Genomic DNA, 16,760 nt, shown 5'->3' with positions numbered 1-16,760 from the left:
ACTGTAGCGTGCTCGAAAAACCAGAGTGCGCCTACCGTCTGAAACAGGCTCCCCGCCGTTCTGGCAGGACCAACCGTGACGAGGAGGCGTTTTCCGCCATGACAGAGACGACTATTTCCGCTCCCTGTGGGAGGCTAACCGGCCGTATTCACGATGACGCAATACAAGTTTTCAATATCGATTACGCAGATGCTGCTCCGTTCGCCGCGTCGGCACCGGTGGCTGACGGGCCACAGTCAGGCACTCGGCGCTGTGAACCCGAGCGCGAATTAGTTCTCACCGTCACCGCACCGGCTGAGCCCGCGGACGCTTCCTATCCCGTATTGCTGTGGATCCACGGTGGTAGCTACGAGTTTGGGCATCCCTCCGAGCCCTGGACGGACGCGACGGCCTTCGCACAGGCAGGCATCGTCACCGTTTCGCTCGGATACCGCAAGGGCCTCGAGGGATTCTGGCGCGACAGTGAAACAGAGACCTACCGGGCCATTGATGACCTGTATCTGGGGCTGCAGTGGGCTCGTCGTAACGCGCCTGCCTTCGGCGGCGATATCGACAACATCACTATCTCGGGGCAATCGGCGGGTGCGGCGCTGGCGCTCACTCTCGCTGCCGACGAACGCACTCGCGGCCAGATCCAGCGCACCATCGCCATGTCGCCGGCCTTCTCGCTGCTGTCGGGCTCGCGTCTCCGCCGCACGTTGGCGGGCATCGGTGTGGGACGTGCGCCGTCCACCGACATCTTTTCGCGTGCCGACGAACGCAGGGTCGCTCGAGCCCAGAAATTGGTGTCGGCATCCTCACCTTCGGATCCGGCAATTGGGCCTCGCTTTGACAGCTTTGCTCCCACACTGCCAACGATGGTGACTGCCACCAGCGAAGAGTTCTTCTCAGAACCGCCGGTTGTGGCGATGGACAAGTTGCCCATGCGGGAGTGGATGGCTCGGCGCTACGCCAAGGGGCATCGCGGCCACGGCGAATTTCCGGCCACCGCCTATGCCGAACGTCCGATGGGGAATGTCATTTCTGACTCAGCGATTCGCTCATACGCTGTTAAAGTCGCCGAACGGTCCGTGGCGGCTGAGCTGGATGTGTGGGCGGCACAGTTCGAACCGGGAGAAGGGTTGGGCTATGCACCTGCTGGCCGCACCAGTGGTGCTCCGCACTGCATCGACATTGCACGCTTCTTCGGTATGAAGGAACCCAACCATCCATTCCACCAAGTGGCGGTCGAGTTCATCCGCGAAGGCACCTCACACATGCCCCGCTACAACAATGACCGCAAGGTGACCACCTTTGCTGGCGCTGACGCCCAGGCAGTCGAGGACATTGCCATCGATGCGTGGGCGGCTCCGCGCCAGCTCTTTGGCGCATAAGGCATAAGGCGGGTGAGGCTTGCGCTGGTTAGCGCTGTGCTGTTGTGCTCAACAACTGAGCCCAGCGACTTAAGCTGGCAAAGTCTGCATGTACCGATAAATCTCGACGCAGACCAAAATGGTGATCAGCGTGATAAGTACTGCTATGAGTTTCCTGCGATCCATAGCCACCGTTCTTACCGAAGCACCAGGCCAGACGCAAGCTTTACCCTCTGTGGTTAACTGTCAACTATGGAGCCGCTTGATTTATTAGTCCCCGAGAATTCCGCGCTGCAGCCGGTCGACCCCGCGCTGGCTAAGGTGAAGCGAGTCGCGCACGCCGCTCCCCTGCTAGTTATCACGATTGCATCCGTCGTCGCCGCTGTGATGTGGACTCCGTGGATGTGGTTGGGCGTCCTCGCCTGCGTGCTCTACTTCGCATATATCTACTGGCTCATCGGTCGACGAGTTCGTGCCCACCGATACCTCGAAGAGGACAACGACTTCATTGTTGCGTCCGGACGCTGGTGGCGCTCGGTCACTGTCGTCCCTTACGGACGAATCCAGTTCATCGACATCGATGAAGGACCTCTCCTTCGACTATTCGGACTGGCAACGCTGAAGCTCAACACAGCATCGGCGAGCTCGGATGCAGCCGTCCACGGTTTGCCACGTGAAGAAGCGCTCGCCCTGCGCGCTCGTCTATCTCAGCGCGCCCACGACCGGATGGCGGGTCTCTAAATGAGGCATAGAGTTCATCCCCTATCTCCGCTGCTCAAAAGCTTTGCCACAATCGCTGCGGTGACTGCATTCGCAGTCGCGAATCAGTGGCAGTTGGCCGTTGCGGTCGTGACTCAGCTCTACGACTGGGCATGGCTCGGTCTCCTTGTCGGTACCGGTGCGGTCGCCATAATTATTGGTCTGATTGCATTTTTCTCGTGGCTGTCCTGGCGGTATACGTTCTACGAGCTCACCGACGATGAGGTTCGCTACGGCTCCGGATGGCTACTGCGTTCTCGACGCGCGGCACGGCTCGACCGCGTGCAGGCGGTGGATATCAACCAACCATTGTTGGCGCGCATTTTCGGGCTCGCCGAAATTGTCATTGAAACAGCCGGCGGCTCCGATTCACACTTCACAATCAAATACCTCACTCCCCCGCAGTGCGAACAGTTCCGCGCTGACGTGTTGGGTGAGGTAGAAAAGCTGGACACCGAGCTGGCACGTTCGCTTTACGACGGCGACAGCTCCACCGCGCCCCTCGACTCCGGCGCTCACATGTCCTCTCGCATGCCCGAAGCGAAGACCATCTTTGGCCCGGTCGATGTCGGACGGCTGATTGCATCCGTGGCCATTGGACCCGGTCTTTTCGTCGGCATAGCTCTCATCCTCCTCGCCGTTGTCTCTGCGCTGTTTACCGACCTCATCGTAGAAATCCTCAGCGGAGTAACCATCACTACTCTGATTGTGATTGGCAGTTTCGCTGTCGGCCTTTTCGGGGTACTAAATCAGTCGTGGGATTTCACGCTGAAGGTATCGTCGGAAAGCAGGCGTCTGGCGATTACCGCCGGACTGTTGTCGACGCGCGCTCAGACCATTCCCATTGATCGCATTCATGGCTTTAAAGTGGTGCAACCGCTCTGGTGGCGTCCGTGGAGATGGTCCCGTGCGGATGTCTCGGTGGCGGGCTATGGCCTGGACAGCACACAGTCGAACAACACACTGGTGCCAGTGGCGCCGACACCGGAGACGGACACGATTGTCGATTACCTGATGACTGAGATTGCGGGACCGGCCTCTACCGATGACCTGCTGGGCTCCTGGCAGACTCCACGCACGGCATGGTGGCTCAGCCCAATTGACTGGAAATTTCAAAAGGTGCAGGCCACGAAGCGGGGGCTGTTAGTGACCAAGGGTCGGTTCTGGCATACGCGGTTCATGGCCCCCTGGCAGCGCATCCAGGGGCATACACTAACCATTTCTCCGCTGAAGAAAGCGGCGGGAGTGGCGAACGTGCGGATCGACATGGTGCCGGGAGCGGTCACTCCGGTGGCAACGGAGTTGAAGTTGGATGATGCGTACCAGCTCGCTGCGTTAATTCAGGAACACAAGGCTGTTTAGAATGCTGTTTAATGAGGTCTCCCAGGACGGCCATCTCGCACGGTCTTGTGGGATCTCGCAGGAAAACTCTCTCTGCAGGCTAGTGGCATAGTCATTACGCTGGGATGCATGACTATCGCCAAGGAAGATTACGAGTGGTACCGCAGCGCGGTGTTCTATGAGGTGCTCGTCCGGGCCTTCTTCGACTCCGACAACAACGGCTCCGGCGACCTCAAAGGGCTGACGGAGAAGCTCGATTATCTGCAATGGCTGGGCGTTGACTGCCTCTGGCTGCCGCCTTTCTACGACTCCCCGCTGCGCGACGGCGGTTACGATATCCGCGACTTCCGCGCCGTGCTCGACGAGTTTGGCACGGTCGAGGATTTTAAGGTGCTTCTCGACGAGGCCCATGCGCGCGGTATCCGCGTTATTACTGACCTGGTGATGAACCACACCTCCGATAGCCATGAGTGGTTCCAGCAGTCGCGCACTGACCCCGATGGCCCCTACGGCGATTTTTATGTCTGGACTGACGACCCGGACACCTACTCGGGCGCACGCATTATCTTCGTCGATACCGAGGACTCCAACTGGACCTATGACCCGGTGCGTGGCCAGTACTACTGGCACCGCTTCTTCTCCCACCAGCCGGATTTGAACTATGACAATCCGGCGGTGCAGGAAGCGATGCTCGATGTGCTGCGCTTCTGGTCCGATCTCGGCATCGATGGCTTCCGCCTCGACGCTGTGCCCTACCTCTTCGAGCGCGAAGGCACTAACTGCGAGAACCTGCCCGAGACCCACGCTTTTCTGAAGCGCTGCCGCAAGGTCATGGATGAGGAATACCCGGGTCGCGTCCTGCTGGCGGAGGCCAACCAGTGGCCCTCCGATGTGGTGGAATACTTCGGCGACCCGGAGGTCGGCGGCGACGAATGCCACATGGCTTTCCACTTCCCGCTCATGCCACGCATTTTCATGGCGGTGCGAAAGCAGTCCCGCTTCCCCATCTCGGAGATCCTGGAGTCTACGCCAGAGATTCCGTCTTCGGCTCAGTGGGGAATCTTCCTGCGCAACCACGATGAGCTGACGCTGGAAATGGTCACCGATGCCGAGCGCGACTACATGTACGCCGAGTATGCGCACGATCCGCGGATGAAGGCCAACATCGGCATTCGCCGTCGTCTAGCGCCACTGCTGCAAAATGACCGCACTCAGCTCGAGCTTTTCAATGCCCTGCTACTCTCCCTGCCAGGTTCGCCGGTGCTCTACTACGGGGACGAAATTGGTATGGGCGACAACATTTGGCTCGGTGACCGCGATGGTGTGCGCACACCGATGCAGTGGTCACCCGACCGCAACGCCGGGTTCTCCAAGGCCGACCCCGGTCGGCTCTATCTGCCGACCATTCAGGATGCGACCTACGGTTACCAGGCGGTCAATGTCGAGAACCAAGCGAGCTACTCCAATTCGCTGTTGAATTGGGTGCGTCGACTGATTCAGGTCCGCAAGCGCTATGAGGCTTTTGGCCTCGGTGATTTCCGCGAGCTGAATAGCGATACCGCCTCTGTTCTGACCTATCTGCGCACATACGGCGACGAAGTGCTGCTGTGCGTCAACAACCTGTCCTCTTACCCCGCGGCCGTCTCACTGGATCTGTCCGAGTTCGCCGGTGCCACCCCGGTAGAGCTCACGGGTTCGGTTCCCTTCCCCACAATTGGCACCGATTCCTACCAGATCACGCTTCCTGGCCACGGTTTCTACTGGTTCGAAATCCAGCTTCCACCTGAGACAAACCTCGAATCGAGCGCCTCGATGTCGGCACCGACAATCCCGGTTGCGCAGGCGATATCGGACGCGCCGGTGACGTCATCACGCGAGCACTCAGGCACCGCCGCCGATGCCGCAGCCGATGCCGTCACAAACGCCGATAATAAAGAGTGATCTTTTAAGTCCCGAAAGGCGAACGAACTGAAATGACTATTCCCACCGCCGATTTCATTGCCGAAGAGCTGGCAGACACACTGGTCAAGATGCGCTTTTTCGCTGACAAGGTCTCTGACATCGACCACGTCGAGATCCTCGCGCTTGACCCCGTACTGCGCGACAATCCCGACAGTCCCGATGTCGATATCGCATTGGTGAGGGTGCACACCGCGCATTCCGCACCGACCTATCAGCTGCCCATCGCTTGGGCGGAGGACGTCCCCGATGGCCACGAGCAGTCCCTGCTGGTTCGCGCGGAGGGCATCGTCGGCTACGACGCTCTGATTGATTCGGATGCCATCACAGCACTCGGCCAGAAGCTTTCCGACGAAGGCAAGCTCGGCCGCATGGAACTGCGACGTGTGCCGGGCTCTGAGCAGCTCCGACCGAAATCCGGCCGCCCCATGGGAGTCGAGCAGTCGAACACCTCGGTCATTTTCGACGACCGCGTGATGTGCAAGTTCTTCCGTCGCCTCTACCCCGGTACTAATGCCGATGTGGAGCTGCTGGCCGCACTGGCCCAGGCGGATTGCAAGTTCGTCCCTGAGCTCTACTCCTGGGTGGAGACCACCATTGGCGAAGACACCTACACCACCGCCATGCTGCAGGAATTCGCACCGAACTCGGTCGATGGCTGGGAGCTGGCTCTTGGCGCAGTGCGCGATGCCATCCGCGACAGTCAGACCCCGCTGGAAGATTTGGGCACCGACTTTACATCCGAAGCGCGTGCGCTCGGCGAAGCAGTGGCCTCGGTACACAGCAGCCTCGCTGCCGCTGTCGCGGTAAAGAAGCGTCTGACCGGTGCGGAGCTGGTAGCCCCACTGCGAGCTCGCCTGGACTTCGTCGCTGGTGTGGTGCCACAAATTGCTGAGGTCAAGGATAAGGCTCAGGCTATCTTCGATCGCGCAGAGGCTGCGGTTCCGGAAGGTGGCGCCGTCGTCCAGCGAATCCACGGTGATCTGCACTTGGGGCAGGTATTGCGCACGCCGAGCTCTTGGCGCTTGATTGACTTCGAGGGCGAGCCGTCGCGCCCGTGGGAGGAGCGTCGTCTGCCGGATCACCGCCTACGCGATATCGCCGGCATGATTCGCTCCTTCGATTACGCCGCTCACTACCCGCTGCTGACCGGACGTGAAGACACCGAGGCGGCTACCGAGCGTGTTGAGCAGTGGGCTCGCCGCAATATCGATGCCTTCTTGGAGGGTTATGGCGATGCCAGTGACCCGACGCTACTGGAGGCCTTTGTACTGGATAAGGCCATCTACGAGTGCCTTTACGAAGCGCAGAACCGCCCCAACTGGCTGCCGCTGCCGCTTGGTGCTGTGCACTCGCTGTTAGGATAGGGCTTTTGTCGCAGTAATTTCATAGCGGGAGTGATCCTCCCGCAAGATAGAGGTCTTTCGTGCGTCTGCTCAGCAGAATCCTGTCCACTACACGAGTGCTCTGGCCTTTCTATATCGGGGTCATCATCTGTTCGCTGGCCACCGCCGCCGCGTCGTTGATTAGCCCCTTCCTCATCCGCGATGCCACCGACGCCATCGTCGGCGCGGTGTCCAGCGGTGAAGCCTTGAGCCAGGCGGCGATGTCCGATACCACTCGCACGGTAATCTGGCTGGTCATCGGGCTGCTAATCGCAGATCTGACGCAAACCATCGTGCATAACATCGGTGGTTACCTGGGCGATGTGATGACTGCACGCATGCGCGAGATTCTGTCGACCCGCTACTATGCAAAGCTGCTGTCGCTGCCGCAACGCTATTTCGACAGTCAGGTCACCGGCACAATTATCGCCCGCCTGGAACGCTCGATTAGCAATATCACGCAGTTCCTCCAGGCGTTTTCCAACAACTTCTTCCCGATGCTGTTGACCGTCGGCGCGGTACTGGGCATCACTGCCTGGCACTACTGGCCCCTGGCGGTGCTATTGATTATCGTTTTCCCGGTCTACACCCTGCTGACCGCGCTGACCTCGAAGCGCTGGCAGAAGATTGAAGCGAAAAAGAACGAACAAATCGATATCGCCGGTGGCCGTTTTGCCGAGGTCATCGGCCAAGTCAAGGTTGTCCGCTCCTTCACTGCGGAACTGCGCGAAATCGCTTTCTTTGGTTCCCGCTTCCGCCGCACCATCTCCCTGACCCGCGATCAGTCAACGTGGTGGCACCGCATGGATGCTCTTCGCGGGGGCATTTTGAATATCATCTTCGCAGGCATCTACCTGCTGCTTTTCCTGCGTACGCTGTCGGGAGAATTCTCCATCGGCACCATGGTCATGCTCATTCAGCTGATTAACATGGCGCGCCAACCAGTGACCATGATGAGCTTCCTGGTCGACGCTGCCCAGCGCGCAGTCGCCGGTTCGCGCGATTACTTCAAGGTCATGGAGCTTACTCCAGAGACCCGCACGCAGCCGGAGCTGCTCAGTGCAGCGACCGCGAATAACGGCGACTTCGACTCCGCGTCCGTTGGTTCCACCGCAGACGCAGAGTCCGTCGACAGCGCCCACCGTTCCTCCCTGGAACGCGCAGCCGAACAGGAGGCAATTGGCGCTCCCATTGTCGACTTCGACGCAGTGGATTTTGCCTACGAAGAGGACAAGACGGTGCTCTCCAATGTCAGCTTCCAGGCATATTCAGGCCAGAAAATCGCCCTGGTCGGCGAGTCCGGTGGCGGCAAGTCCACCATCGTCAACTTGCTGCTCGGCTTCTACGCCCCGACCGCAGGCCGCTTGAGCGTTCTGGGGTCGGATGTCTCCGAAGTTTCCGGTTCCACTCTGCGCGCCGGCTCTGCCGTCGTGTTCCAGGACTCGTCACTGTTCTCCGGCACGATTCGGGAAAACATCGCCTACGGCAAACCCAATGCCACCGACGAAGAAATCATTGCCGCCGCGAAGAAGGCCAACGCCGACGACTTCATCCGCAGCTTCGCCGAAGGCTACGACACCACTATCGGCGAGCGAGGTCTGAAGCTCTCGGGTGGCCAGAAGCAGCGCATCGCCATCGCGCGCGCTATTTTGAAGGATGCTCCCCTGCTCATCCTGGACGAAGCCACTTCGGCGCTGGACACCAAGGCCGAACGCGAAGTTCAGCGAGGCTTGGACAAGCTGATGGAGGGACGCACAACGGTTATCATCGCCCACCGCCTGTCCACAATTTCCGATGTGGACACCATCGTGACGCTGCGTGACGGTCACGTCGACGAGGTGGGCGCACCCGCAGAATTGGCGCAGACTGACGGTATCTACGCCGAGTTGCTACGCCTGACGGCTTCGGCCTCGGCGGCGGATCGTCTGCGCCTGAAGAAGTACGGCATCAAGGGGTAACGCGCCGTCGTCAAGCATGCAGGAAACGCTTGACGACGGGCACCCCTGCGCCCTTTTACGGACGGGGAACGATGTAGCGGCCAGCGCCCGGAACAATTTCGACGGTGACCGGCATCGGGAACATGAGGTCGCCGTCAGCGTAGGCGTTCATCTGGCGTGGCGGGCCGATGTATTCCACGTAAGCCTTCTTGGCGCGGTAGGTGCTGACCTCCCCGATTTTTTCAACGGTGCCGTCGAACACGGACTTGAAGGCCAGGGCGGCCTTAATGCGCCCGGCCTTGCCGATGACAGTGATGTCCATCAGTCCGTCGGAGTGGTCTGCGGACGGGCAAATCTTCATACCACCGCCATAAGAACGGGTGTTACCGAAGGCGGCCAGCGTGATTGGATCTTCGAGAACCCGATCGTCATCCAGCGTGATGCGGAATGGCAGCGAGTGGAAAGCCAAGAACTCGCGGACGATAGCCAGGTTGTAGCGGTTGCGGCCATGCGGCCAGGTCATCTGATTGACGCGGTCGGAGACAATCGAGTCGAAGCCGGCACACATGATAGTGCCGAACCAGCGCTGCTCCCCTGCCTCATTGGTGATGCGGCCGAGGTCAGTGGTCGTCCAGAAGCCATCGGCGATAACGTGAGCGGCATCGCGAGCATTGCCACGCGGCAGATTGTATTCGCGACCGTGGTCGTTTCCGGTACCGGCCGGGATAATACCGAGGGGGATGCCGGTCTGTGCCTGCTCCTGCAGTGCGAGGTTAATCATGCCGTCGCCACCACAGACTGCCAGGGCATCAATTCGGCCGTCGGCGATGACCTCACGAATGAGCTTGCGGGCGTCGTCGGGGTTAGCACCTTGGAGAGCGATGACATCGATGCCGCGATCCGCGAACACCCGGCTCGCCCGGGCGGACGCAATCTGCGAGGCGCCATGACCCGCGTGGGGGTTAGTGACCAGAGCAAGGGTACGAATCTCAGTTGTTCCCAGCGGGTAGTTGAGATTCTTGTCGTTAGCGTTCATCGAAGAAATACCTACTTTTACGTGGGCTTTTGACCGGTCAATACTGGCCTTTATGGGAGTGCGTTAATGCATCTAACTAAAGCTTACCAAGATTGATTGACATTTTTTGAGAAAACGTAACGTAATACCGCTATAATAAAAGATGTAAAGATGTGCTTCCGCGCAAGTTACATATAATTCCGCAGTTCAGACTCGCAGCACCGATGCCCAAGGAGAAGCTCAGGATGTCTAACAAGCTCACGATTCCGTACCGCATGCGCTGGTGGGGCTGGGGTGTTGACGGCAACGACAAGCCAATCACCACGGCCAGCGAGAAGCTACTGCAACGCGAAATCGGTATGTCGTTGGACGCAAACAACCCGCCGCGCAACATCGCCGACGTCACCATCCCCAATAGTCGCCTCAGCGCCGAGGATATCGAAGCCCTGGGCGCTGTTGTCGGCGCGGATGCCGTCGCCACCGACCACGACACCCGCGTCAAGCACGCGGTCGGACGCTCCTACCCCGACCTGGTTCGCCTTCGCGCAGCCAAGCTCGATGTCGCCCCAGATGCTGTAGTGCTACCGAAAACTGAAAAGCATATCGAGGACCTGTTCAAGGTATGCGCTGAGCGCAAGATTGCAGTCGTCCCCTTCGGTGGTGGCACCTCGGTCGTCGGCGGTGTGGAGGCTGTTGACGGAGGCATGGGTAAGGCCATCGCAGTGTCCATGACCGCCTTTAACAAGATCATCGACATCGACAAAGTCGCTGGCACTGTCACCGCCCAGACCGGCGTTTTCGGCCCCGACCTGGAAAAGGAGCTGTCCAAGGCCGGCTTCACCGCTGGTCACTTCCCGCAGTCCTTCGAGTATTCCACTGTCGGCGGTTGGGTTTCCTGCCGCTCGGCAGGCCAGGAATCCTCTGGTTACGGTCGTATCGACCGCAACGTGATTGGCATGCGCGTCGTCACGCCAGCCGGCACCATGGAATTCCGCGACATGCCGTCGTCAGCATCCGGCCCGAACCCGCGTGAGCTTTTCCTGGGCTCGGAGGGCACCCTCGGCATCATCACGCATGTGACGATTGCCCTGAATCAGCGTCCACAAAAGGAGATGCTCTTCGACACCTACTTCTTCAACTCCTTTGAGGAAGCCGCCGAGGAGCTGCGTAAGCTGGAGCAGAGCGGCAATATCCCGCACCTAGCGCGCATCTCCGACGAGAAGGAGACGCTGTTCGGCCTCACTCAGCTTGGCTCTGCCAGCATGTCCGAGAAGGTCACAAAGTACCTGAAGCTACGTGGCATCGACACTCCGTGCATGGTGATTTTTGGCTTCGCACAGACTGATCCGGTCGGCGCCCGCGTCACCCGTGAGCGCCTGGCCGCCCGCCTGCTGACCAAGAAGTGCGTCCGCATGGGCTCCATCCCGGGCATGGCTTGGGTTAACCACCGCTTCTCCTCGCCGTACCTGCGCGATGTCATGATGACTCGCCGCGTCGGCGTCGACACCCTGGAGACCGCCACCACCTGGGATAACGCCGCTACACTGCGCCGCGAAATCGCCTCCGCAATGGAAGCCGCTGGCGAGAAGCACGGCACCCCGGTGTACGTCTTCTGCCACATCTCGCACATGTACGAATCCGGCTGCTCGCTGTACTTCACGTACTTCTTCCGCGAGACCGAGGGCGAGATTCTCCAGCAGTGGATGGACATCAAGACCGCGGCGTCGGAGGCCATGATGAACTTTGGCGGCACCATCACGCACCACCATGGCATTGGCCAGGATCACAGCCCGCAGTACTACGAGGAGAACACCGAGTTGTTCGCCAAGGTTATGCGTGCAATTAAGGACGAACTCGACCCTGCTGGCATCCTCAACCCGGGCAAGTTGGCTACCGGTCCGCGCTCCTTGGAAGAGCGTTACGACGGCAACATGATTTAACCCTGTTGCCGCCGGCTTCGGCTAGCGAGCTAGACTGACCAGTTCGCTGGCGTAGATTTCCGGCGACGTTGGGCCGTCATAAATAAACAGTGAAACGTAATCGTCAAGGGTAAAAGATTCAAGTGCTGCGGTCATTGTCGCTGTCGCTTCTTCCTGGGATCCCAAGCGAAGATGCCCGGATAGTGGGATGGTCGGCTCAATCGCTGCGATTTCGTCCGTGCGACCGCAAACAGCGTGGCGTTTTAAATGCCTAAGCGCGCTTTTCTAGTTACGACCTGTCTGGGGTGGCACGGACTGGAGACAGCAGCAACACATCTGCAGCGATGGTGCAATAGCAGCGAAAGCTCGGTTCATGGACTCAGAGCGGTTGGACGCTGGGTGCATAGCCATCGAGGTGTCTCCTTCCTTGTAATCCCGGGAAATGATTCGCAACTAAGAAAGATCTCTTGAATCAATATCCGTGCCGGTCGTTGATAATGAACAACTTAGTCTATTTCTAAGCGCCTTGCAATGGGGTACGCCCGAAATAGTTCACACTCACTACGCACTCCACAACTTCATCACTTACGCCAGATAGTTTCATCACTATCACCGTCTTCGGGAAAGTCGAGGAAGAAAGACTATGACTGCCACGCACGCTCCTCAGCGCGATCGCTCAGCTGCGGTTTTGAACAAGGCTCGTCGGCAAGCGGACTTGAATCGTCTACGCGAAGAAACCGCTAAGGGCGACATCCCAGATCTGCTGGTCATCGGCGCCGGTATCACTGGTGTCGGCATCGCTTTAGATGCAGCGTCGAGGGGTTTGAAAACCGTTCTCGTCGAATCGAAGGACCTCGCTTTCGGCACCTCTCGTTGGTCATCGAAGCTCGCCCACGGCGGACTGCGCTACCTTGCCAGTGGCAATGTCGGTATCGCTCGCCGCTCAGCTATTGAACGTGGTGCGCTGCTCGACGTCACCGCTCCGCACCTGGTGCATAACCTGCCACAGGTTGTACCGGTAATGGACAAATTTGCACCGTTGACCCGGGTTTTGCCGCGTTTAGGCTTCTTGGCCGGTGACTTTCTACGCATTATCGCTGGTACCTCCGCCACTACCCTGCCGTTGTCCCGCACTGTCAGTTCCCGCCGAGTCAGCCAGCTTTCGCCGACCGTCCGTAAGCGCGACGTGAAATTCGGCTACGTCAACTACGACGGTCAGCTGCGTGACGACGCACGCTTGGTCACCGCTATCGCTCGAACTGCCGCCAGCTACGGTGCAACTATTCTGACCCGGGTGCGCTGCGAGAATGCCTCTGGCACTAGCGCCACGCTAATCGACGAGCTCACTGGCGATTCCTTCGAGCTGCCGGCTCACGCTGTGGTCAATGCCACTGGTGTGTGGGCCGCAGACCTAGCGACGAACATCAAGATTCGCCCATCTCGCGGCACGCACCTGGTTCTTGACGCCGCGAAGCTAGGCAACCCTACCGGCTCTCTGACGGTACCGGTTCCTGGTCACACCAACCGTTTCTGTTTTGTCCTGCCCGCAGAGCACAACCGCGTCTACATTGGCCTGACCGACGAGGATGCACCGGGCCCGATTCCGGACGAGCCGGAAGTACCGGAGGATGACATCGTTTTTCTGCTCGATGTCATCAACCAGGCCCTCGAGGTTCCGCTCACTCGCGACGATGTCATCGGCGCTTTCGCCGGTCTGCGTCCTCTCATCGACACCGGCGAGGCGCATACCGCGGATCTCTCCCGCGAGCACGCCTTATTGGAGGCCCCGAACGGCCTGATTTCCATTACTGGGGGCAAGCTCACCGAGTACCGTCTAATGGCGGAGCAAACCGTGGACAAGGTTGCGGAAAAGCTCGGTGTTTCGCTTGCTCCGTGCTCCACCCGCACCATCCCTGTGCTGGGCTCCGAGCCAGAGGAGCTCGACCGCGCTCGCACCGCTGCCGCTGCCGGCCGTATCCCGATGCCGCTGTTTAACCGCTACGGTGCCGAATCCTTCGAGGTCATCGAATCCTGTCCGCTCGACCGACCGCTCGACCCGGTAGCGGAGGGTCTCGATGTCACCCGCGCCGAGTTCGCCTGGCATGTGACGCACGAGGGAGCTCTCAGCGTCGACGATATTCTCGATCGCCGCACACGTCTGGGGCTGGTCAAGGCTGATCGCGAAGCTGCCCTGCCAGCTGCTCAGGAGGCACTGGGGCTGGCCTAGCGCTGGCCATTGCCGCGGCTGCTTCTGATGCGGCCGTAGCTACTGGTTAAAGCAGAGGTCTTCGGACTTCCCGCTTTTTCTGTATACACGGAAACTATGAGTGTAAATAACGCTGTCACTTTCCCCTCCCTCGATGAACTCCGCTCCCGCAGGACAGTCAAATGGACCGCATATTCACCGGACGTGCTGCCACTGTGGGTCGCCGAATCCGATGCCACAACCTGCCCTGCCGTCAGTGCCGCAATCGACGAGGCGTGTCAGCGCGAACAATTCGGATACCTCTCGCAGGACATCACCGCGCTTACGACCGCAACCGCGGACTTTTCTGCACAACGCTACGGATGGCGCCCGAACCCCGACAATATCTTTGCCGTCGCTGACGTCGTCCGCGGTGTCACACTCGCGGTTGAACGCTTCACCCGCCCCGATTCCGCAATTGTCGTCCCCACTCCCGCCTACATGCCGTTTTTCCAGGTAGGTCCCGCGCTGGGACGCGAGACAGTGTGCATTCCCACGCTTGCCGACGGCCCGGATCTCGGCGCCCTCGAACGCGCCTTCGCCGACGGTGCCGGTTGCCTGATCTTGTGTAACCCGAATAATCCTCTCGGCTTTACCTACTCCCCCGAAAAACTTCGTGAGATTACTGATTTAGCCGCTCGCTTTGGTGCGCGCGTTATCTCAGACGAGATTCACGGCCCAGTTGTTCTAGATGGCACTCACACTCCAACCGCGTCGGTGTCGGATACCGCGGCGGCCGTGACTATCACGGTGACTGCTACCTCGAAGGGCTGGAATACCGCCGGCCTCAAGTGTGCGCAGATCATCTTTAACGACGAAGATGCCAAAACCTGGCTGGAGCTGCCCTTCATTGTTCGCGAAGGCGCTTCTATTCTTGGTGTCGCCGCGGCCACCGCCGCCTACAGCGATGGCGTGCCCTGGCTGGACAATTTTGTCGATGTCCTGCGCACCAACCGTGAGACTCTGCGAACACGTTTGTCCACTATTGCGCCGCAGGCTCGCTTTACCCCACCGCAAGCATCATTTTTGGCGTGGTTGGACTTGGGTGACGTGCCTGGTGTTGCCAGTGAGGACCCAGCTGCGTGGCTGGTTGAAAACGCCAAAATAGCACTCAACCCCGGCTTCGCATTCGGCGAAGGCGGGGCTGGGCATGTGCGGCTTAACTTTGCGACCTCCCCGGAAATCCTCGGTGAGGCCCTGGACCGTCTTGACGCGGCCCTGCGCTTGTAGTTGACGTTTTAGTTGGTGACAGTGACGCTGCCGTCGGCGTTGACAACAACGTTGGAGGCCAGAGCGCGAGCCAGGTTCATGCGAACGTGCTGGCCCTCACCGTCAGTGCGATCGAGCGGGTAGCCGGATGGGATTGCGGTCTGAGCGAGGACGGAGCTGCGCTGTTCCTCAGTCAGCTGCGGGAAGCGGGTCTCCAGCAAACCTGCGTAACGCTTCGGAACAACAACTGGCTCGTTAGCCGGGCCAACCTGCTTGAAGTCGTAGGTCATGCGTTCGGTGTACTGCTGAACGGCAGCTGCGGTGCTCATGTACGGAGTGTCCTTGGCAACGCAGTTGGCGATGGTGTCGCTACAGCGGTACTCGAGCTCCGTACGCAGCTCATCCATGGCTTCTTCGATGAGTGGGCGGAACTCTGGGTCTGCCCAACGATCAGCTGCGGCCTGGTTGCCCATCATGCGGCCGCCCATAACGTCCAGCGGGTAGTGGACGCCCATGACAAGGCGAGAATGACCAGCCTCGGACGCACGCGCCTGAATCTGCGGTGCAACCTCCGGCAGCATCATAGCCAGCATGGTTGAAGTCCATGCAGCCTTGTTGGTGTGGCCCGACGGGTAGGACGGGGTGGTCGAGTACGGGTCGTCCTGACCTTCGCGGTAGTAGCGCTCGATGCGCTCCGGCGCCACCACAAATGGGCGATCGTAGCCGTAGACGTACTTCTCGAAGAAGGTCGAGCTGACCAGACCGCCGCCGCGAGCAAGGTTGCCGGACAGCAGGGCCTTTACCTTCGGCAGGCGATCCTCGTCGTAGGCATCACGGAAGTGCTGGCCCAGGTTTGCACCGAAAGCAGTGGAAATATTGGCCAGTGGGTCCAGGTAGTCGTCATCAAGAGCGAGTTCCTGTGCCTGCGGGTCATTCTTGGCAGCGTTGTTAATGCGGACGACCGTTTCGAGGTTCTGGTCCATAACCTCTGGGTGGTTCTTCTCCAGCTCCACGAAAGGATGCACAACGTAGAAGTAGAACCAGTTATCGGTGGCGGCATCCGACGGGTACGCGCGTGCAATCTGGTCCGGGCGATACGAGGTTGGCTTCGGCGCATTCGGGTCGGTGTTTTCACCGGAAGATGACGGCAGCGAGATGGAATCCGGGACCTCGAAGCCACCGCCGGGGAGCTTGATTCCATCTGGAGCTGCCACATTAGCTGGAAGATCAGAAACAGAGTCCAGGCGGTTGCCGAGCTCGGCCAACGGGTTGACCGGAGCTGCCACGGCCGTTGCCGGTGTAAGCCCCATTACAACTGCCATTGCTGCGGTAGCAGCGCCGACGCGAGTACGTGTTGCAGTGCGCTTGTGCGGCTTCAAAGAAGACACTGAAGCATTCCTTTCCAGATTGCTGCGTGGGAGGCACCAGTTGTGAAGTGCTCTATAAGCCAAGGTCTGACAAAATCTTCACTTATGTTAAGCGCACTGTGAGGTTTCGGCGCGTTGAAAAGAAACAAGTTTTCAAAATGCTAGGGCCAATCGTGGGAACTTTCCCCCTTAGACTCCGGGTTTTCACTGATAAATGCATAAAAGAAACCGGTTGGCGGGACAAAAGCCCGTCAACCGGTAAGAATTCAATA

General features: G+C 59.4%; 11 protein-coding genes. 9 read left to right on the top strand and 2 right to left on the bottom strand.

Going from position 1 to position 16,760, the window contains the following annotated elements; translation table 11 throughout:
• The first annotated feature begins 98 nt into the window (after positions 1 to 98).
• The 6 genes from HMPREF2878_RS07850 (at position 99) to HMPREF2878_RS07825 (ending at position 8,754) form a co-directional block, all read left to right on the top strand.
• Complete coding sequence (locus HMPREF2878_RS07850; RefSeq protein WP_070653265.1) at positions 99 to 1,373, top strand: carboxylesterase family protein; 1,275 nt, start codon at positions 99 to 101, stop codon at positions 1,371 to 1,373.
• A 231-nt stretch (positions 1,374 to 1,604) separates the two neighbouring features.
• Complete coding sequence (locus tag HMPREF2878_RS07845; protein WP_049170706.1) at positions 1,605 to 2,093, top strand: PH domain-containing protein; 489 nt, start codon at positions 1,605 to 1,607, stop codon at positions 2,091 to 2,093.
• Positions 2,094 to 2,153: 60 nt separating this feature from the next.
• Positions 2,154 to 3,473 (top strand): PH domain-containing protein, encoded by a 1,320-nt coding sequence (locus tag HMPREF2878_RS07840; RefSeq protein WP_070653227.1) that lies wholly within the window; start codon positions 2,154 to 2,156, stop codon positions 3,471 to 3,473.
• A gap of 108 nt (positions 3,474 to 3,581) precedes the next feature.
• Positions 3,582 to 5,393 (top strand): maltose alpha-D-glucosyltransferase, encoded by a 1,812-nt coding sequence (gene treS, locus HMPREF2878_RS07835; RefSeq protein ID WP_070653225.1) that lies wholly within the window; start codon positions 3,582 to 3,584, stop codon positions 5,391 to 5,393.
• 32 nt (positions 5,394 to 5,425) lie between these two features.
• Positions 5,426 to 6,778, top strand: a complete 1,353-nt coding sequence (locus HMPREF2878_RS07830) for a maltokinase N-terminal cap-like domain-containing protein (protein WP_070653223.1) — start codon at positions 5,426 to 5,428, stop codon at positions 6,776 to 6,778.
• Between the two features lie 59 nt (positions 6,779 to 6,837).
• Positions 6,838 to 8,754 (top strand): ABC transporter ATP-binding protein, encoded by a 1,917-nt coding sequence (locus HMPREF2878_RS07825; protein ID WP_049189387.1) that lies wholly within the window; start codon positions 6,838 to 6,840, stop codon positions 8,752 to 8,754.
• 55 nt (positions 8,755 to 8,809) lie between these two features.
• On the opposite strand, the gene HMPREF2878_RS07820 is transcribed toward HMPREF2878_RS07825, so the two are convergent.
• Complete coding sequence (locus tag HMPREF2878_RS07820; RefSeq protein ID WP_049189386.1) at positions 8,810 to 9,769, bottom strand: diacylglycerol kinase; 960 nt, start codon at positions 9,767 to 9,769, stop codon at positions 8,810 to 8,812.
• 224 nt (positions 9,770 to 9,993) lie between these two features.
• Between HMPREF2878_RS07820 and HMPREF2878_RS07815 the strand changes: the two genes are divergently transcribed.
• The 3 genes from HMPREF2878_RS07815 (at position 9,994) to HMPREF2878_RS07805 (ending at position 15,142) form a co-directional block, all read left to right on the top strand.
• Positions 9,994 to 11,688, top strand: coding sequence for an FAD-binding oxidoreductase (locus tag HMPREF2878_RS07815; RefSeq protein WP_083295724.1), 1,695 nt, complete (start codon positions 9,994 to 9,996; stop codon positions 11,686 to 11,688).
• A gap of 622 nt (positions 11,689 to 12,310) precedes the next feature.
• The gene (locus HMPREF2878_RS07810; RefSeq protein WP_070653222.1) at positions 12,311 to 13,894 is read left to right on the top strand and encodes a glycerol-3-phosphate dehydrogenase/oxidase; all 1,584 of its coding nucleotides are present in this window, start codon (positions 12,311 to 12,313) and stop codon (positions 13,892 to 13,894) included.
• 96 nt (positions 13,895 to 13,990) lie between these two features.
• Entirely contained in the window at positions 13,991 to 15,142 is a 1,152-nt protein-coding gene (locus HMPREF2878_RS07805; protein ID WP_049192860.1) for a MalY/PatB family protein, read from the top strand.
• Between the two features lie 8 nt (positions 15,143 to 15,150).
• Here HMPREF2878_RS07805 and HMPREF2878_RS07800 read toward each other — a convergent pair whose 3' ends face one another.
• On the bottom strand, positions 15,151 to 16,509 hold the full coding sequence (locus HMPREF2878_RS07800; protein ID WP_070653221.1) for an acid phosphatase: 1,359 nt from the start codon (positions 16,507 to 16,509) through the stop codon (positions 15,151 to 15,153).
• Positions 16,510 to 16,760: the final 251 nt, after the last annotated feature.

The sequence above is a fragment of the Corynebacterium sp. HMSC065H09 genome (genome assembly GCF_001812845.1).
Lineage (GTDB): Bacteria > Actinomycetota > Actinomycetes > Mycobacteriales > Mycobacteriaceae > Corynebacterium > Corynebacterium jeikeium_D.
Note: the sequence above shows the minus strand (reverse complement) of the source record. Positions and strands in the feature narration are given on the sequence as shown.